This window comes from Paenibacillus sp. NPDC056579 (assembly GCF_042793215.1).
Classification (GTDB): domain Bacteria; phylum Bacillota; class Bacilli; order Paenibacillales; family NBRC-103111; genus Paenibacillus_S.
Genome location: NZ_JBHTVD010000001.1, coordinates 898,614 through 914,607 on the forward strand (window position 1 = coordinate 898,614; position 15,994 = coordinate 914,607).

17 protein-coding genes and 1 riboswitch are annotated in these 15,994 nt (G+C 49.4%); of the genes, 12 read left to right on the plus strand and 5 right to left on the minus strand.

Annotated features, from left to right (window positions below):
- Positions 1 to 75 precede the first annotated feature (75 nt).
- The 9 genes from ACFQ88_RS04090 (at position 76) to ACFQ88_RS04130 (ending at position 9,338) form a co-directional block, all read left to right on the plus strand.
- Positions 76 to 945 (plus strand): GNAT family N-acetyltransferase, encoded by an 870-nt coding sequence (locus ACFQ88_RS04090; RefSeq protein WP_379452199.1) that lies wholly within the window; start codon positions 76 to 78, stop codon positions 943 to 945.
- 136 nt (positions 946 to 1,081) lie between these two features.
- On the plus strand, positions 1,082 to 1,456 hold the full coding sequence (locus ACFQ88_RS04095) for a GNAT family N-acetyltransferase (protein ID WP_379452201.1): 375 nt from the start codon (positions 1,082 to 1,084) through the stop codon (positions 1,454 to 1,456).
- Between the two features lie 88 nt (positions 1,457 to 1,544).
- Positions 1,545 to 2,474, plus strand: coding sequence for an aminoglycoside phosphotransferase family protein (locus tag ACFQ88_RS04100; RefSeq protein ID WP_379452203.1), 930 nt, complete (start codon positions 1,545 to 1,547; stop codon positions 2,472 to 2,474).
- Positions 2,475 to 2,606: 132 nt separating this feature from the next.
- A complete protein-coding gene (locus ACFQ88_RS04105) occupies positions 2,607 to 2,996 on the plus strand; it encodes a VOC family protein (protein WP_379452205.1) in 390 nt (129 codons plus the stop codon).
- 99 nt (positions 2,997 to 3,095) lie between these two features.
- On the plus strand, positions 3,096 to 4,364 hold the full coding sequence (locus tag ACFQ88_RS04110; protein WP_379453568.1) for an amidohydrolase: 1,269 nt from the start codon (positions 3,096 to 3,098) through the stop codon (positions 4,362 to 4,364).
- Between the two features lie 163 nt (positions 4,365 to 4,527).
- A complete protein-coding gene (locus ACFQ88_RS04115) occupies positions 4,528 to 4,788 on the plus strand; it encodes a YqkE family protein (protein ID WP_379452207.1) in 261 nt (86 codons plus the stop codon).
- A gap of 111 nt (positions 4,789 to 4,899) precedes the next feature.
- The gene (locus ACFQ88_RS04120) at positions 4,900 to 6,267 is read left to right on the plus strand and encodes an MATE family efflux transporter (protein ID WP_379452209.1); all 1,368 of its coding nucleotides are present in this window, start codon (positions 4,900 to 4,902) and stop codon (positions 6,265 to 6,267) included.
- 336 nt (positions 6,268 to 6,603) lie between these two features.
- Entirely contained in the window at positions 6,604 to 7,920 is a 1,317-nt protein-coding gene (locus tag ACFQ88_RS04125; protein ID WP_239635155.1) for an ABC transporter substrate-binding protein, read from the plus strand.
- Positions 7,921 to 8,050: 130 nt separating this feature from the next.
- Positions 8,051 to 8,207, plus strand: a riboswitch (FMN riboswitch).
- A 144-nt stretch (positions 8,208 to 8,351) separates the two neighbouring features.
- The gene (locus tag ACFQ88_RS04130) at positions 8,352 to 9,338 is read left to right on the plus strand and encodes a DMT family transporter (RefSeq protein ID WP_379452212.1); all 987 of its coding nucleotides are present in this window, start codon (positions 8,352 to 8,354) and stop codon (positions 9,336 to 9,338) included.
- 42 nt (positions 9,339 to 9,380) lie between these two features.
- On the opposite strand, the gene ACFQ88_RS04135 is transcribed toward ACFQ88_RS04130, so the two are convergent.
- The gene (locus ACFQ88_RS04135) at positions 9,381 to 9,542 is read right to left on the minus strand and encodes a hypothetical protein (protein WP_379452214.1); all 162 of its coding nucleotides are present in this window, start codon (positions 9,540 to 9,542) and stop codon (positions 9,381 to 9,383) included.
- Positions 9,543 to 9,572: 30 nt separating this feature from the next.
- The gene (locus ACFQ88_RS04140) at positions 9,573 to 9,755 is read right to left on the minus strand and encodes a hypothetical protein (protein ID WP_239635159.1); all 183 of its coding nucleotides are present in this window, start codon (positions 9,753 to 9,755) and stop codon (positions 9,573 to 9,575) included.
- Between the two features lie 172 nt (positions 9,756 to 9,927).
- Here ACFQ88_RS04140 and gudD point away from each other — a divergent pair, with 172 nt between their 5' ends.
- A complete protein-coding gene (gudD, locus tag ACFQ88_RS04145) occupies positions 9,928 to 11,280 on the plus strand; it encodes a glucarate dehydratase (RefSeq protein WP_379452216.1) in 1,353 nt (450 codons plus the stop codon).
- Positions 11,281 to 11,331: 51 nt separating this feature from the next.
- Here the strand turns inward: gudD and ACFQ88_RS04150 are convergent, their stop codons facing one another.
- The gene (locus ACFQ88_RS04150; protein WP_379452219.1) at positions 11,332 to 12,090 is read right to left on the minus strand and encodes an SDR family NAD(P)-dependent oxidoreductase; all 759 of its coding nucleotides are present in this window, start codon (positions 12,088 to 12,090) and stop codon (positions 11,332 to 11,334) included.
- A 180-nt stretch (positions 12,091 to 12,270) separates the two neighbouring features.
- Between ACFQ88_RS04150 and ACFQ88_RS04155 the strand changes: the two genes are divergently transcribed.
- Complete coding sequence (locus tag ACFQ88_RS04155) at positions 12,271 to 12,921, plus strand: TetR/AcrR family transcriptional regulator (RefSeq protein WP_379452221.1); 651 nt, start codon at positions 12,271 to 12,273, stop codon at positions 12,919 to 12,921.
- A gap of 66 nt (positions 12,922 to 12,987) precedes the next feature.
- Here the strand turns inward: ACFQ88_RS04155 and ACFQ88_RS04160 are convergent, their stop codons facing one another.
- Together ACFQ88_RS04160 and ACFQ88_RS04165 are read right to left on the minus strand one after the other, a co-directional pair.
- Positions 12,988 to 13,722, minus strand: a complete 735-nt coding sequence (locus ACFQ88_RS04160) for an AIM24 family protein (protein WP_379452223.1) — start codon at positions 13,720 to 13,722, stop codon at positions 12,988 to 12,990.
- The gene (locus tag ACFQ88_RS04165; protein WP_379452225.1) at positions 13,674 to 14,099 is read right to left on the minus strand and encodes a hypothetical protein; all 426 of its coding nucleotides are present in this window, start codon (positions 14,097 to 14,099) and stop codon (positions 13,674 to 13,676) included. The genes ACFQ88_RS04160 and ACFQ88_RS04165 overlap by 49 nt, the downstream gene beginning before the upstream one ends.
- A 194-nt stretch (positions 14,100 to 14,293) precedes the next feature.
- Between ACFQ88_RS04165 and ACFQ88_RS04170 the strand changes: the two genes are divergently transcribed.
- Complete coding sequence (locus ACFQ88_RS04170; protein ID WP_379452227.1) at positions 14,294 to 15,829, plus strand: hypothetical protein; 1,536 nt, start codon at positions 14,294 to 14,296, stop codon at positions 15,827 to 15,829.
- Positions 15,830 to 15,994: the final 165 nt, after the last annotated feature.

The following is a 15,994-nucleotide window of genomic DNA, read 5'->3' on the forward strand; positions in this document are numbered from 1 at the left end:
AATTTACTTTTTGAACCTTGTCCTTATGAATTCTACCAGGGATACGGATCAGGATGGTAGAGGGGGAGTTTTGCTATGAAGTCGACTGTATACACCCGCGCGGCCGATTTTCTTGCTGCTGCCGGAGCATTCCTGGAACAAAACGAAGCAGCGAACAATTTATTGCTTGGGTTATCGAATATTTTGGTGCAAAAGGAGCAAAGAGGCGAATCGACAGCCGGAAACCTTTTGTATACCGTGGAATGCGGCAGCGGAACCCCGATTTTGGCCATTCTTTTAAACAGCAAAAATTTAATATTGTACTGTTACGGAGACGATGCGGATACCGAAGCAGCCGTCAAAATGGCAATAGCCGACATCCGGCAGCGTGGATTGGAGGTTCCGGGCGTTGTCGGGCCGGTTGACGCCGCACGCTCATTGGCGCTGGAGTGGGCAGCACAGATGCAGCTGGAGCCGTATGTCCGGATGAATCAGAGAATATACCTGTTGGATCGAGTGAATGAGATTCCCTATGCCCCTGGGAGGTTAAGACAGGCCGGCATGCAAGACCATGAGACGGCGGCAAGCTGGATGTACGACTTTGCGGAATCGGTTAACGAGAACATGTCACGTCAAGAAGCGGCTAACAAAGCTCTCGAGTGCTTGAGGGACGGTTCGTTATATATGTGGCAGGACGAGAACGGGATTCCGGTGAGCATGACAAGAAAAACAAGACCTACCCGTAACGGAATCGTCCTTAGCTTTGTTTACACTCCGCCGGAGTGGAGAGGGAAAGGCTATGCATCTTCGTGCGTGGCTTCATTAAGTCAGCGTCTGCTGGATGAAGGCTACCGGTTTTGCAGCCTGTATACCGATTTGGCGAATCCGACCTCCAATCACATTTATTCCGTGATCGGATATCGTCCCGTCCTGGATTCCGTTTTGTATCGATTCAACAGATTGTAAGGGATCGGTAATCGTTTTTTTTGGGGGAAAGGAGCGATGGGGTATCGAAATTCGACGTGCGGATCCTGCAGAAGCCGGGCTCTTAAGCGATATAGCTTTCAAGTCCAAATCGTATTGGCATTATGATGCCATCTATATGCTAGCTGCTAAGGAGCATCTGGTTGTGACGGAGCAGCAGGTCAAAGAGGACGCAGTATATGTTATTGAGGACCGCGGCGTAATTCGCGGTTTCTATTATTTTCGATCGATCGGGTGCGAGGCGGAATTAAAATGGCTGTTCGTTAATCCCGAATGGATCGGACTTGGACTAGGTAAGCTTCTCTGGGAGCATCTGCTGGAAACGGTTAAAAAGGCTGGAATATCGCGATTTCGAATCGTAAGTGATCCGAATGCGGAAGCTTTTTACAGGAAACTAGGCGCTAAGCGAATAGGGTGGGAACCGTCCAGCGCCGATTCTAATTTGCGGCTTCCTTTACTTGAATTCACATTGGATAATTCCGATGCAAGCTGAAGCGTTGGTGGGCGCAACCCACTCGATTGATTGGCGAATCCGTAAGCAACAGTTTTTTTCTTAAAAAACTATCTTTAGGAGGCCGGACATGCTGCCAATGGAAATCGAAGGTGAACGGTTGAAAGAACAAATTCACTTGCTCCAAGGGAAGAATTGTCAATTAACATTAATAGACAAGGGATACTCCAGCGATCGCAAGTATAGAGTGAGTCTTAGTGAACAGCATTTTCTGCTGCGGGTTTTTGCTGCCAAGAGCTCCGAAAGCAAGCGGCGAGAATACGACGTATTGGCCATGATGGAGGAATATGGAGTGAGGTGCTCCAAGCCTTTGGAATTCGGACAGCTGCCGGAAGCTGAGATCGGTTACATGTTGCTCTCATATGTAGAAGGTGTTGATGCATCGGAGGAGCTGCCCCATTATTCGGATAGCGTGCAATATCAAATCGGGCTCGAGGCGGGCAAGGAGCTGTGGAAGATGCATCAGCTGCAGGCTCCTCGGCACGCACCGGATTGGTATGAAAGCAAAGTATCCAAATACCGGCGCTATAGCGAACAATATAAAGCGTGCGGCGTAAGGATCAGAGATGATCATAAAATGATTTCTTTTATTGACGAGCACCTGGAGCTCATGAAAAACCGGCCTAATTCGTTTCAGCACGATGATTTTCATCTTAGCAATCTTATTGTGAAAGAGGGCCGGCTTGCAGGCGTTATTGACTTCAATCGTTACGACTGGGGAGATCCGGTGCACGAATTTTTGAAAATCGGGATGTTCAGCAAGGAAGTCAGCGTACCTTTTTCTATTGGACAAATTCATGGATACTTTGAGGGAAAACAACCTGATGATATGTTCTGGAAGCTGTATTCCTTGTATACCGCTATGACGGTGATTTCGTCCGTAGTCTGGATTTTGAAGGTGAAGCCGGACGAGACGGAGCAAATGCTCAACCGCTTATATGGCGTACTGGATGACCATGACTACTTTGAGATGGTGAAGCCGCGGTGGTATCGCGATTGATATATGCGCTTTGTTGTCGCTTGGGAGAAACGGGGTTGCTGAATGAGATTATCGGCGATGGCTGCGGCGGCTCCCACCCTCTACCACACGATATGATATGGTGACACGACTAGATACATAGGAGGGATAGAGTTGAAACTGGAGCGCATAGACCATATTGTGTTGACAGTCCGGGACATAGGGGCGGCGATCCGCTTCTATACCGAGGTGTTGGGTATGGAGCCGGTGGAGTTCGGCGGCAGCCGCAAGGCGCTGGTATTCGGGGAGCAAAAGATCAATCTGCATGAAGCAGGCAAAGAATTCGAGCCAAAAGCCAAGCTTCCTACGCCGGGATCCGCCGATGTTTGTTTTATTACGCAGACCCCGCTTGAAGAAGTGGTGATGCAGCTGGAAGCGATGAGCGTCCCTATAGAAGAAGGACCGGTAAAACGAACCGGAGCTATAGGAGATATCGTGTCTGTGTACATCAGAGACCCCGACGATAATCTTATAGAAATATCGAACTACCGGATCTTTTGGTAGAAATTGAAGTTGAAGCCATAGTAAGATCGGGTTCGTAAGCGAATGATGCCTGCTGCAGCAAGTATGGCGGGTAAGGAAAAGGATGATGACATGTCTAAGATGAAAACCACACAGTACTCTTCATACCTGTTGACCAACGTACTCCTGGAAACCGGATATGTATATGAAGACGATCAGGTGACAGGAACGAAAACGGCCATTTTCAATCTGCGCATCGATGATGGAATGATATCGGAAGTGTTGAGCAAGGGAGCCCTTCTGCCTCCCGAGCTGCCGCGCTACGATGCCAAAGGACTGCTGCTGCTTCCATCGTTCAGAGAAATGCATATTCACCTTGATAAAACATTCTACGGCGGTCCGTGGAGAGCTGTTCGGCCTGCCCCTAACGGAAAATGGGACCGAATCCGCGAGGAGCAGGAGCTGCTGCCGCTGCTCTTGCCAACGGCGCAGGAGAGAGCGGAGAAGCTTATCGAGATGATTTTAGGCTACGGCTCTACCTACGTTAGAAGCCATTGCAATATCGATCCGGTCATTGGCGTGAACAATTTGGAGAGTCTGCTTCGCGCCCTGGATCATTATAAGGATAAAATTTCGCATGAAATCGTCGCTTTCCCGCAGCATGGGCTCGTGCGTCCCGAAGTGGCCTCTTCCGTCATTGCTTCTATGAAAGAGGCTATGAAGATGGGAGTGACCCATGTCGGAGGGATCGACCCTGCTACAGTGGACGGGGATATGGAAAAATCGCTGCAGATGATCATCGAGCTTGCCGTAGAATACGAAGCCGGTATTGATATTCATCTCCACGACGGAGGCGAAACCGGATTAAATACGATTCGCCGCCTAGCCGATCTGACGGAGGAAGCCGGACTTCAAGGACGCGTCACCGTCAGCCATGCATTCTCTCTAGCATCCGCCGCTCCGGGAGAAGACAAGGAGCTTGCAGGAAGACTTGCGTCATTGGGCATATCCATAGCCTCATCCGTTCCCGCCGGCAAAGGAATGATGCCAATCCCGCTGCTTATGACTAACAAGGTCGAGGTCATGCTCGGCAATGACAGCATAATAGACCATTGGTCTCCGTTCGGCACCGGCGATATTTTGCAAAAATCCAATCTGGCTGCACAGCTTTACGGCTGGTCCAGCGAGTATAGTTTGTCCCGTGCTTTGGCACTGGCCACCGGAGGTGTAATACCATTGGACGAGAAGGGCGTACAGGTGTGGCCGGCACCGGGTGTTGAAGCGAGCGGCGTGCTGGTAGACGCCAGCTGCTCGGCGGAAGCCGTGGCAAGACTGCCGAGAAGAGTTGCGGTATTCCATAGAGGCAATCTGGCCTCGGGCAGCTTGGACGCCGCCCAAACCTTTGCATAGGGAGTACTATGAATAAACCGGACGTAAGGAAGCATCCTTGATGCGTCTCGCCACCGGTTTTTTTGCATGCCCGTTAACCAAAACAATTTGACAGAAGCGGAATAGGAGAGTACCATACGTGTAAGGTATGGAATAGAGGAATTCGTGTTACGGGGTGATTACATTGGTCAAAAAGAGAAAACAGGCTGCGGTCCCGAGCTCCGCTGCTTCAGATAAACCGGCTACGTTAAAAGATCTGTTGAACCCGTCCATCGTGGAGCAATTGAAGTCTCAGGCGAACCAGATGAAAGCGGAGGAAGCCCAGAAGCGGGAGAATGCCCGCAAAGAAGCGGAAGCAGCCCGCAAGGCCGAACAAAAACGTCTGGAAGGCGATTTCGGTTATTTGCTTGAACAAAGCGGCATGGATTGGCGTAAATACAAGTAAGCGGTCGAATTCGAAGTTCCATTGATTGTCAATTTCAAAATGGAAATCTGAAGAGGGGCGATACCGGTTGCCCTTCTTTTTGTTTGTTTAAAAGCAGTGGAGGAATGATTTATGTATCATGCACAATCGTTAAAACAGAAAGCATCACTATTTTTTACCATACTAGGTCCAATCATGATCACGCAAATCAGTTACAATTTGTTGACCGTCATTGACACGATGATGTCAGGGAGAGCAGGGACCAACGATTTGGCTGGCGTTGCGATAGGCGCGAGCCTGTGGATGCCCATTGCCGTCGGCATTAACGGTATTTTGCTTGCCGTCACTCCGATGGTCGCCCAGCTGAATGGCCGGGGAGAAAGCCAACAAATCGGCAGAACCATAAAACAAGCACTATACTTGGCGGTTTTGCTGGCCATGATCGTGCTGGCGGCAGGCAGTATAGGTTTAAATCCCGTTTTATCGGCTATGAAACTGGATGCGGAAGTACAGCATATTGCCAAACATTTTTTGATCGGACTGGGTTTCGGCATCGTCCCGCTATTTGCAGGGAGCGTTCTTTGTTACAGCTTTGATGCGCACGGCAATACCAAAATAACGATGATGATCATGATCATCGCGGTCCCGTTCAATATGCTGCTCAATTATTTGCTCGTGTTCGGTCATCTCGGCTTTCCGAAGCTGGGAGGTATCGGGGCGGGTTATGCTACGGCGCTCACCTACTGGCTAATATTCCTTATTGGCATCGTGATGACATTCCGAGTTCATCCCATAAGCGCTTACCGGTTGTTCAGCAGTTGGACCGCACCATCTTGGAAGGCATGGAAGGAGCAGCTGAAAATTGGGGTTCCTATGGGACTTTCCGTCTTTTTTGAATCCAGCATTTTTTCTATTGTGACATTGCTGATGGGGATGATGTTCGATACCGTCACGATTGCTGCGCATCAATCCGCGATCAATTTTACTTCCCTTTTGTTTATGATGCCGCTTAGCATATCGATGACGCTCACCATTCTTGTTGCCTATGAGATCGGAGCGGGACGTCTTGCGGACGCAAGACAGTACAGCAGCTTCGGCGTTTCGTGCGCAGTCGGCATTTTGGGCGTCAGCTCCGTGTTCTTGTACTTGTTCCGGGAACAGATCGCCTATTTCTATTCGGACAACCCGGAAGTCGTCGGGCTTACGATGCATTTTTTCATCTTCGCCATCTTCTACCAGCTATCCGATGCGGCCCAAGCTGCCTTACAGGGGGTGCTGCGCGGCTATAAAGACGTAACCGTCCCTTTTATAACCGCTCTGGTATCCTATTGGGTCGTCGGTATCCCTTCTGGCTATTTGCTGGCGGTATATACAGATCTGGGTCCGTTCGGGTATTGGGTCGGAATTACAATCGGTTTGACATTGGCGGCCGTAGGCTTCTTCATGCGGCTGCTGCTCATTCAGAGGAAGGAAGTTAATGCGTTCATAAAAGCTGCATAAAGATGATGGATCAAGAGCCCTCGAGGCTCTTTTTTTTCGTTAATCAGGCTGACTTAGAAATGTAAGAGGGGGGAGATTAGTTATAAACTACTGCCGGTAAAAATAGATTTTGTAAAAAAGATTGGAGAAAATGATTAATAACATTAAATATTAGGTTCATTAATCAAATGAATAAGATGTTAATATTGTGCAAATGTAAGTGAATAAATTGCATCCTAAACAGTGAACAGGATATAGTATGATAGGAAATGTAAGCGCTTTTTTACCCATTCAAATTATGTAATGCCAGTCCGATTTACCATGTAAAAGGCGGTTAACTTAAGAGGGGGAACAAGCATGAAGAAAAACGTAGCAAAGATGGTCTCACTATCTCTAGGTTTGGTCATGTTAGTAAGCGGTTGCAGCGGAAGCGGCCAAGCACCATCATCCGCCCCGGCAGACACAAGTACGCCCAAAGCCAGCAATGAACCGGTGACGCTCATTTTTTTCACGGCGCAAAACTCTGTTTATGCAGATGAAAGCGGGTTCGAGAATGAGATCGGGCAATACATCAAGAAGAAATTCCCCAATGTAACGATTCAGCATATTCATAAAGGAAAAGGCCAAGATTACGCCGATCTGGTCGCGGCAGGAACAATTCCGGACATCGTGCTGGAGTCCAAGAGCAATATTTTATCCCGTATCAAAGAATTTGACTTGGCTCTCGATTTGTCTGAGCTGATCAAGAAGCATAATTTCGATCTGAACCGAATCGATGATGCGGCGCTTGCACAGGTGCGTAACGCCAACCCGGAGGGGCAGCTGTGGGGATTGCCGTTTACTCTCAGTAATATCGTCATGTTCTACAACAAAGATTTGTTCGATAAATTCGGCGTTCCGTATCCGAAAGACGGTATGACATGGGATGAAGTGTACGATATTGCGAAGAAAATGTCGCGAACGGTGGACGGAGTGGATTATAAAGGTCTGTCTGCGCATCCGGGTGTGATGATGGGTTATAATCAGCTGTCGCTCAATCCTTTGGATTTGAAGGAGAACAAAGCGGCTATCAATACCGAGAAGTGGAAGCAGCTAATCGAAAATTTCAAACGGTTCTATGATATTCCAAGCAACGCATATACGAATATCGATGACTTCCCTAAAGGTCAGACGGCTATCGGTGTCCATGTTGCAGAGAAGGTAACAAGCTGGTACAACGCCAACAAAGATTTGAACTTCGATCTCGCGTCTCCGCCTTCCTTCAAAGAGCTGCCCAATACCGGCATGCAGCCTAATACATATTCGCTTTTCGTAACGAAGAACTCGAAATATAAAGATCAAGCCTTCCAGATTGTCCAGCACTTATTGTCGGAAGAAGTCCAGTCCGAGCTGTCCAAGCAGGGGATCGTGACTCCGCTCAAGAGCAAGCCGGTTCGCGATTTGTACGGTCAAAGCTTGCCGCAGCTCAAAGGCAAAAACACCGGTGCCGTGTATTACAGCAAAAATGCTCAACCGCCGGCTGCCCGTGCTAACGGACTCGTAGATTACAACGTGAATACGGCCAAAATTTTCGACAACATCTATAAAAGCAGCATGGATGTCAATTCGGCTATCCGCGCTGTCGAGGAAGAATCCAACATTGCCATTCAGCAGCTGGTGAATCAGAAGAAGTAACGGGAAAAAAGCAGCCTTCGGGCTGCTTTTTTTGTGTATAAATTATTTTACATAGTTAAACAAGCAACTAATTTTTAGTTAGCATCTTGTTAAAATGCAAAGCATATGGTAAAATCCAAACTAATTGAAAAAGGATCTTCGGGGCAGGGTGCAATTCCCGACCGGCGGTAAAGGGTCGTACGTCATGACCCGCAGCCCGCGACTCGTTCATCGTGTTAGCCGCGATGCACGACTGATTTGGTGAAATTCCAAAGCCGACGGTATAGTCCGGATGGGAGAAGGTCAAAACAAGTTTGTAGTTTGGTGCGTTCACTTTGATGTGAAAAAACGTTCCAGATCCAAGCCTGTTTCAGTATGCCCCGTTGTCATAATGATAACGGGGCTGACTTCTTTCGAAGCTTCCTTTTCAAAATAAGGAGGTTGGATTGGATATGGAAAATGTATCATCGATTAACCCGTCCGTACGGCAAGAGCCGTCCCGCACGGGAATCCGCAACGGAGTATGGCTGGTTGCACTGGGAGCTGCCCTGTGGGGCGTAGACCCGCTATTCCGCATTTTGCTGCTTAAGTATTTTACATCGACTCAGATCGTACTTATCGAACACGTGCTTTTGCTATTTTACTCCGTACCGATATTGTGGCTGTACCGTAAATCGCTCCGCGGCTTGAACCTGCGCCATATTGGTGCATTGCTGTTTATATCCTGGGGCGGCTCTGCTATCGCGACGATCATGTTCACTTCAGCTTTTGCGCATGGTGATTTGAACGGCGTACTATTGCTGCAAAAGCTCCAGCCATTGTTCGCCATCCTGATGGCAAGATGGATTTTGAAGGAAATGCTTCCGGCACGGTTTTTCATTCTGGTTATTGTGGCTCTGGCAGGCACGTACTTGCTGACATTCGGCATAACGTTTCCTTTTGACGGACTTTCCCGTTTTGGGGTGATCGGGGGTCTGTTATCGATAGGTGCTGCAGCTTTGTGGGGCGGATCTACGGTTATGGGGCGTTTGCTGCTTGATAAAATGCCGTTTGAAGCCGTTACGGCGCTGCGCTTTACGCTAGCCTTGCCGCTGCTGTTCGCAACTGCCTGGGTTGGAGGAGAGAGCTGGAACTGGCCGGCCCAACCGACCGAATGGTTCGCCGTTTCGGTAAATATGCTGCTGCAAGCCTTTTTGCCCGGATTATTGAGCTTGCTCCTGTACTACAAGGGACTCTCAGGGACCAAAGCATCGTATGCCACACTAGCGGAGCTGTTCTTTCCGGCCATCGGTGTGCTGGTGAATTGGCTTGTATTCCAACAGCAAATTACAGTGGCGCAAGTCGCCGGCTTCCTGTTGATCTGGTTCATGCTGTTCCAGCTGTCCAGGCAGCAGGACGGGAAGCAAGAGAGCACCGTAGCGATGCAGCAAGCAAGTTAAGTAAGGAAAACCGTCCTGGATCAGGACGGTTATTTTTTTCCTCTATTCTATAGGCACTCCGTCTTCCATCTCTCCGGGCTCGCCATAATTGCGCAGAGGAGTCTCATCGTCGACCCGAAATCCTGGGCGCTCATGCACTGCCGTATCTTCATACATCGTTTGCGGATTACCGTCGGTTTCTCTGTCCACTTGTTCGTTGGGCACGGGATTAATACCTCCTTATAGACTGGGAAGTCATCCTTTTTGTCGGAATTGCAGTCCGATAGGGATGGTGTCCAGTAGATCCATATCGTCGTTCTCGTAATAATTCTCATCGTCCGAATGCAGCACAGGGGTGTTCATGATCTCGGCAGCTTCCCCGTCCGTTAAATCTCTGTCGAATTTCTCTTCAAGCCGTTTCTTGTCATCTGCTTCCATCGATACTCATCCTTTCGCTTCGGGAAGACATTCATCTCTCTTAGGGTAAACGGAACGGTTGATTTTATTCCTTTTCTTTCAGGAAACCGCCAATTTCGTATTGCATAATGTTGACAAATACGATGTAATGAAAAGTGTAGTTCAATCCCGATCATACGAGGGGGCAAACATTGTGAATGCAGATGGTTCCAAAGGACATGCAACTCCAAGCATTAAAGAAATGCTCGTAATTCCTGTAGCCGGACATGACAGTATGCTGCTTAATCTCAGTGGAGCCCATAGTCCGTTCTTTACCCGTAATGTCGTCATATTGAAGGACGATGCAGGCCGTGTAGGAGTGGGTGAGGTACCTGGCGGAGAAAAAATTCGCGTAACGTTAGAGGAGGCCAAGCCTCTGGTGCTGGGTCAAAGGATTGGCGCGTACAACCAAGTTCTTGGCAATGTTCGCCGAACGTTCGCCGATAGGGATGCCGAGGGGCGAGGGAAGCAGACGTTTGACCTGCGTACGACGATTCACGCCGTTACAGCATTGGAAGCGGCCATGCTAGACTTGTTGGGGCAATTTCTAGAAGTGCCGGCGGCAGCTTTGCTCGGTGAAGGTCAGCAGCGGGATGACGTCGAGATGCTCGGATACTTGTTCTACATCGGAGATCGGATGAAGACGGATCTTTCTTATCGCAGCGAGCTGGACTTCCAAGATGAGTGGTTTCGATTACGCAATGAGGAAGCGCTTACAGCAACATCTATATTACGTCTTGCCGAAGCTGCTCACGAGAAGTACGGCTTTCACGACTTTAAGCTAAAAGGCGGCGTGCTTCGTGGTGAAGAAGAGATCGAAGCGGTTACGCTGCTTGCTGAGCACTTCCCGCAGGCACGGATCACGCTGGATCCTAACGGCGCATGGTCTCTGGACGAAGCCATACGGCTATGCCGCAACAAGCATTCGGTTCTTGCCTATGCCGAGGATCCGTGCGGAGCGGAAAAGGGCTACTCCGGACGTGAAGTGCTGGCAGAGTTTCGACGAGCAACCGGACTTAAGACGGCGACGAATATGATTGCGTGCGATTGGCGCGAGCTGGGACACGCCGTACAGATTCAATCAGTGGACATTCCTTTGGCGGACCCGCATTTCTGGACCATGCAGGGCTCGGTGCGGGTTTCCCAGCTGTGCGCCGAATGGGGGATGACATGGGGTTCTCATTCTAATAATCATTTTGATATATCTCTTGCCATGTTCACACATGTCGCTGCCGCCGCTCCGGGTAAGATTACTGCAATCGATACCCACTGGATATGGCAGGACGGCCAGCGGTTAACCAAGGAGCCTCTCAAGATTGTTGGCGGGAAGGTGAAGGTACCCGACAAGCCGGGACTCGGCATCGAGGTGGATATGGAACGGATCGAGGAGGCACATCAGCTGTATAAAAGTATGGGACTTGGCGCGAGAGATGATGCCAAAGCGATGCAATATTTAATCCCCGGATGGACCTTCGATCCCAAACGGCCTTGTCTTGTAAGATCATAACAAAAAAAAGATTGGGTTTGGCGTGAAGCCAAGCCCAATCTTTTTGATTTATTACAAAGTCAATCCGCCGTCAACGGCTATAACGGAACCGGTCATATAGCTGGATGCAGGAGAAGCGAGGAAAGCGACCATCTCGGCCAGCTCGGCAGGTTCTGCATAGCGGCCCATCCGCATGTTCGGAAGCTCTTCCGGCACATAGCCGGTTTGCGCGAACATATCGGCGACGGCAGCGGTCAATGCTGTTGCGACGCCGCCAGGGCAAATGGCATTGACGCGAATGCCTTTCTTCACATACTCCAGCGCGGCGGATTTGGTTAGGCCGATCACGGCGTGCTTGCTTGCCGAGTAAGCCGCGAGGCTGTGCTCGCTGCGGAGTCCGGCCGTCGATGCCGTATTGATGATCGAGCCGCCGCCTTGCTGCTCCATGACGGGAATGATATATTTCAGACCGAAGAAAATACCTTTGACGTTGACCGACATGATCCGGTCGAATTCCGCTTCTTCAATTTGGGTAAGCGGCGCGAAAGTTTGCAGTACGCCGGCGTTATTAAAAAATACGTCGATACGCCCGTAAGCTTCCAACGATTTGGCAACATAGTTCTGCACATCTGCAGCAACGGCTACATTCGTTTGTACGAATATGCTCTCGCCTCCGGCTTGCCGGATCAGCTGAACGGTTTCTTCTCCGGTTTCCATATTATAATCTACCACTACAACCTTAAATCCGTTAGCAGCCAGCTTCAAGCTGGACGCACGTCCAATTCCGCTTCCTGCTCCGGTAACAACGGCAACCTGGTTCCTATTCGTCATGATCATCGTCTCCTTAGGTATGATTTATATAATATCAATGTGATAGTACGACTATCATTACGATATAAATCATATCATTGCTTAGTCCACAATGCAACACCTCCCATCATGTTGACACTGGAACCAAGTTTTGATAGCATGGCTATCAAATCAACGATCGAAGGGACGTGAAAGGATCGTATGGGTCCCAAAAACAGATGGGAGCAGGAGCGGCTGGAAGGGAAGAATCAGCGGCTTACGGATATATTAGAGGCGGCCAAACGGGTATTCGTCCGCAAAGGGCTCGATAAGAGCACGATGCAGGATGTAGCGAAGGAAGCCAATATCGGAGTGGCGACCGTCTTTCGCTATTTTCCTAAGAAGGAGAAGCTGATCGTAGCCGTAGCAACGCAAATTCTTGAATCTCAAATGTCTGCTTTCGAAGAAATTGCGCAAATGCCGGTACCTTGTCTCGTCAAGGTCGAGAAGCTGTTGGATTTGTTCATTTCGTTCGTGACAGAAGAGCATAGCGACAATACGAAGCTGATTGAAGCATTCGAGAGCTACACTTCATTGCTGCATGAGCCCATGGAGGATATAGCCGCGTATGAGGAGGTTTCGAGAAGGCTGAACGGCATTTACTCCGACATTTTCGCCCAGGGTCAGACCGACGGGTCGATCCGTTCGGACATTTCAGTCGATGCCTATTTGCGGTCCATAGCCAATACGTTCGGCACGGTATCGAAGAAGCTGTCGGCACAAAGGTACCACATCCTGCCGCACCTTAAGATGGAGCCCGAGGAGCAGCTTCATATATTAAAACGAATCTTTCTTGATTTCTTAAGAGCCTGACCCTGATACGCCGTAAAACGCAATAAAACGTGCCTGCCATTGCAACGATGCAATAGCGGCACGTTTTCATTTAATAATGACATTGCCGAAGGGCAGCAGCTCTCTCAGTATCCTTTTGAACAGACTGTCGTCCTGCAGATGAGCCATCAGCTCGTGATCGCGGCTGCCGGTCTGAATCAGGATCGGCCCCGTTCCGGTAATTTCCCACTGTACATTCATATGCTGGCTTGCCAGCTGATTACCATAGACGGATAGCCGGATCTTGGCATTCTGCGGATAAGCGACCAAGGCGCTTTTGTCGACGAAAATCGGTTTGACCGGATCGAGGTGCAGCGTGGCCAGATCACCGGCAGTCAGCAGTCCGACAACTCCAAGACCCGTGAACCGTACACGGACCAAATCGCGTGTAATCCAGGCTGTTTTCATTTTTTGGATGACACTTTTCATGGATAATGATTCCGAGAACATCATCACATGCCGCAGATCGAACAGAAGCTCCTCCTGTTCACCGAGGTCGACGGTAGTCAGAGAGCAGCCGGCCGGAATACCGAGAATCATTTGGCAGGGACCTCGAAGCAGGGAGCGGATCCACTTCTTTTTGCCGTATACTCCTGTCAAATTCATCAGCTGATCCTGACGGTTCTGAGGCATGCCTTGGTACGCGATAATCGACTTGGGATGCAGGATGTACAGAGATTCCGCTTCCTCCATCGATACGCGGACATGCTCTAATGGCGGGGGTGCACTTATGTTCATGAGCCGAAGGTCGAGCCGCTGCCTTGGCTTCTTTGCCTGCGCCATACGGTAAACCGCCAAATGCGGACGGATAAAATATAAAGCGCAATCAGCAGTACCACAGCGGCACCAATGCTAATCCAGGTACGGCGGTTTGATTCTCGCTCCTGCTTCATTTGTTCCAGCTGCTTGAGCAGTTCGGAGTTTTGGCTGACAAGCATTTCAGAGTATTGCTGAGCTTCCTTGAGCTTCTGCTCCTGTTCGGATAGCTGCTGCATCGTCGAATCGTATTTTTCCTGAAGCTCATTTACTTTATCGGGCATGTTGTATACGTCTTTGACTTTGTCCCAGAAGCCGGCTTCGACGGGAGCGGCCGCTTGAAAGCCAATCATAATAAAAAGAGCGATAACCCAGCATAAGACCGGAAAAAGCCTGCCTCTCATTTCTCCTACGCTCCTTGTCCAGATGATAGATTACCTTCATTTTACTTCATTTTTCGACAATGCGCCATGCCGTGAGTCACCATCCTATTCCAATACGATTCATACAAATTTAATGGGAAAATGCTGCGCCGAAGCGTAACTTGTGGAGCCTTCTCTCGTCTAATGTGTTATGGAATGAGGAAAGGTGTGGGAAGATGCTGAAGAAAACTATGCTGGCCAGTCTGATCAGCCTAATGGCAGCCTCCGTACTGCCACTGCAGGCAGGAGCGGCTGGAAATACGGTCCAGGTACGGATAACGGAATTTCCAGTAAAAGTAAATGGTCAGATCATTAATAACACGCAGAAGGAATATCCGTTTCTCATTTATAAAGATATTACCTATCTTCCACTGAATTGGGATTTGCTGAGGGAACTGGAGTTGTCCAGCGAATGGAGCGATACAGAGGGCTTGAAAATATACCGGACCTGCTGCGCTAACGATTACGGGGATATCCCGGCACTGGAGAAGCCTCCTCTCACGCAAGCCGGGACGGCGAACAATGCGATCCAACGTTCATACAATGCCGTACCAAGCTCCTATCCCATTGAAATCAGAGGGATGCCTGTCGATAATACGGCTCAAACGTATCCATTTCTGCAATTCCGGGACGTGACCTATATGCCTCTGACGTGGGACTTGGCTCATCTCAAGCTCATGATGGATTTACAGTGGAGTCCGGAGGAGGGCTTAAGCTTGTGGGGCGGAGAGGATCGCGTTATGCAGCAGATCGTTTATGACGATGAAGAATCGCTATATATCAGCACTACGGGCACTAATAAGGAGAAAACGATGCTCAAGGTGAGCAAATCGCTGTCTGCTGCGCCGGAATGGCTGGAGACAGGAGAGGAGCAGGCGATACGTGAGAAAGCCGAGCAATCCGGGGACACGAACCGGGTGGAGGGAAAGGAAGCGGTTATAGAGAAGGATGGCAATACGCTTCGTTATAATAACATGACCTTGTCCGAGCTGCGGGACGAGGAAAAGAACGAATTGGGAGGCACCACGCTGCGAATAGAAGGAACGCTGTACGACATTGACGATAGACGTAAGCTGCTTGCCGTATATACGTATTACCCCATTGCCGTAATCGGACCGCCTCCTCATAGCAGGTATCAATTGTTCTCTATAGTTGACGGGAAACTGAAGGCAGTGACGGAATATCCCTATTTACCCGAGCTTGTGCTGAAAAATGCCGATGGAACCGTCTGGATCGCCCGCGATAGGCAGCCGTTCCGGAATTTATACTATCTCAACTCAGGACTTCTGGCATTGATGGATACCGATGGTTCGATTCGACTTGCCAACGAGCTGTGGGACGAACAGGATGTCTCTCCCGTCGGGATTCGGAAGTTAACCGGGAATCCTGTGGATTCGAAGGGAAGTCTAATAGTCCGCTTGTACGGAAAACCGAGGAAAGTTGCAGAGGGGGGCGCAGTCGATCCTTCCTCCGGCCGATTTCCACTGACGGTGGAGTATGGAGATCCTGAAAAAGACGGATTGTATGAGGTGGATACAAGCCTTCAATTGAAAAAACTGTCGGGAGCACCCGATCCGATGGACGATATCGCCTTCTATAGAGACCGTAGTGGTAATGTTTTTTCTATCAATCGCTACAGTAATACATTGACCAACTGGACGAAGCACGAATCGCGTACGTGGACCGATAAGGAGCTGCTGAAGCAACGTTAGCCGTACTCAAAGGTTTCGATCTTCTCATCCGCCGGATAGCGATAGCTGGACCGGCGGATTTTTTGTTGCGGATTTCCCATATTCGCCGCTTGCTATACCGGGTTCCTTGCGCTAAGATGAAGAAAATAACCGTTTTCAAACGGTTGGTGTCGAAAAAGGAGTTTT

What these genes read in the sequence shown, in the direction of transcription:
- ACFQ88_RS04125 (WP_239635155.1), top strand. Translation starts at nt 6,604, where the DNA reads ATGAAGAAAAACGTAGCAAAGATGGTCTCACTATCTCTAGGTTTGGTC.
- ACFQ88_RS04155 (WP_379452221.1), top strand. Translation starts at nt 12,271, where the DNA reads ATGGGTCCCAAAAACAGATGGGAGCAGGAGCGGCTGGAAGGGAAGAAT.
- ACFQ88_RS04095 (WP_379452201.1), top strand. Translation starts at nt 1,082, where the DNA reads ATGCTAGCTGCTAAGGAGCATCTGGTTGTGACGGAGCAGCAGGTCAAA.
- ACFQ88_RS04110 (WP_379453568.1), top strand. Translation starts at nt 3,096, where the DNA reads ATGAAAACCACACAGTACTCTTCATACCTGTTGACCAACGTACTCCTG.
- ACFQ88_RS04120 (WP_379452209.1), top strand. Translation starts at nt 4,900, where the DNA reads ATGTATCATGCACAATCGTTAAAACAGAAAGCATCACTATTTTTTACC.
- ACFQ88_RS04150 (WP_379452219.1), bottom strand. Translation starts at nt 12,090, where the DNA reads ATGACGAATAGGAACCAGGTTGCCGTTGTTACCGGAGCAGGAAGCGGA.
- ACFQ88_RS04090 (WP_379452199.1), top strand. Translation starts at nt 76, where the DNA reads ATGAAGTCGACTGTATACACCCGCGCGGCCGATTTTCTTGCTGCTGCC.
- ACFQ88_RS04170 (WP_379452227.1), top strand. Translation starts at nt 14,294, where the DNA reads ATGCTGAAGAAAACTATGCTGGCCAGTCTGATCAGCCTAATGGCAGCC.
- ACFQ88_RS04130 (WP_379452212.1), top strand. Translation starts at nt 8,352, where the DNA reads ATGGAAAATGTATCATCGATTAACCCGTCCGTACGGCAAGAGCCGTCC.
- ACFQ88_RS04100 (WP_379452203.1), top strand. Translation starts at nt 1,545, where the DNA reads ATGCTGCCAATGGAAATCGAAGGTGAACGGTTGAAAGAACAAATTCAC.
- ACFQ88_RS04140 (WP_239635159.1), bottom strand. Translation starts at nt 9,755, where the DNA reads ATGGAAGCAGATGACAAGAAACGGCTTGAAGAGAAATTCGACAGAGAT.
- ACFQ88_RS04165 (WP_379452225.1), bottom strand. Translation starts at nt 14,099, where the DNA reads ATGAGAGGCAGGCTTTTTCCGGTCTTATGCTGGGTTATCGCTCTTTTT.
- ACFQ88_RS04160 (WP_379452223.1), bottom strand. Translation starts at nt 13,722, where the DNA reads ATGGCGCAGGCAAAGAAGCCAAGGCAGCGGCTCGACCTTCGGCTCATG.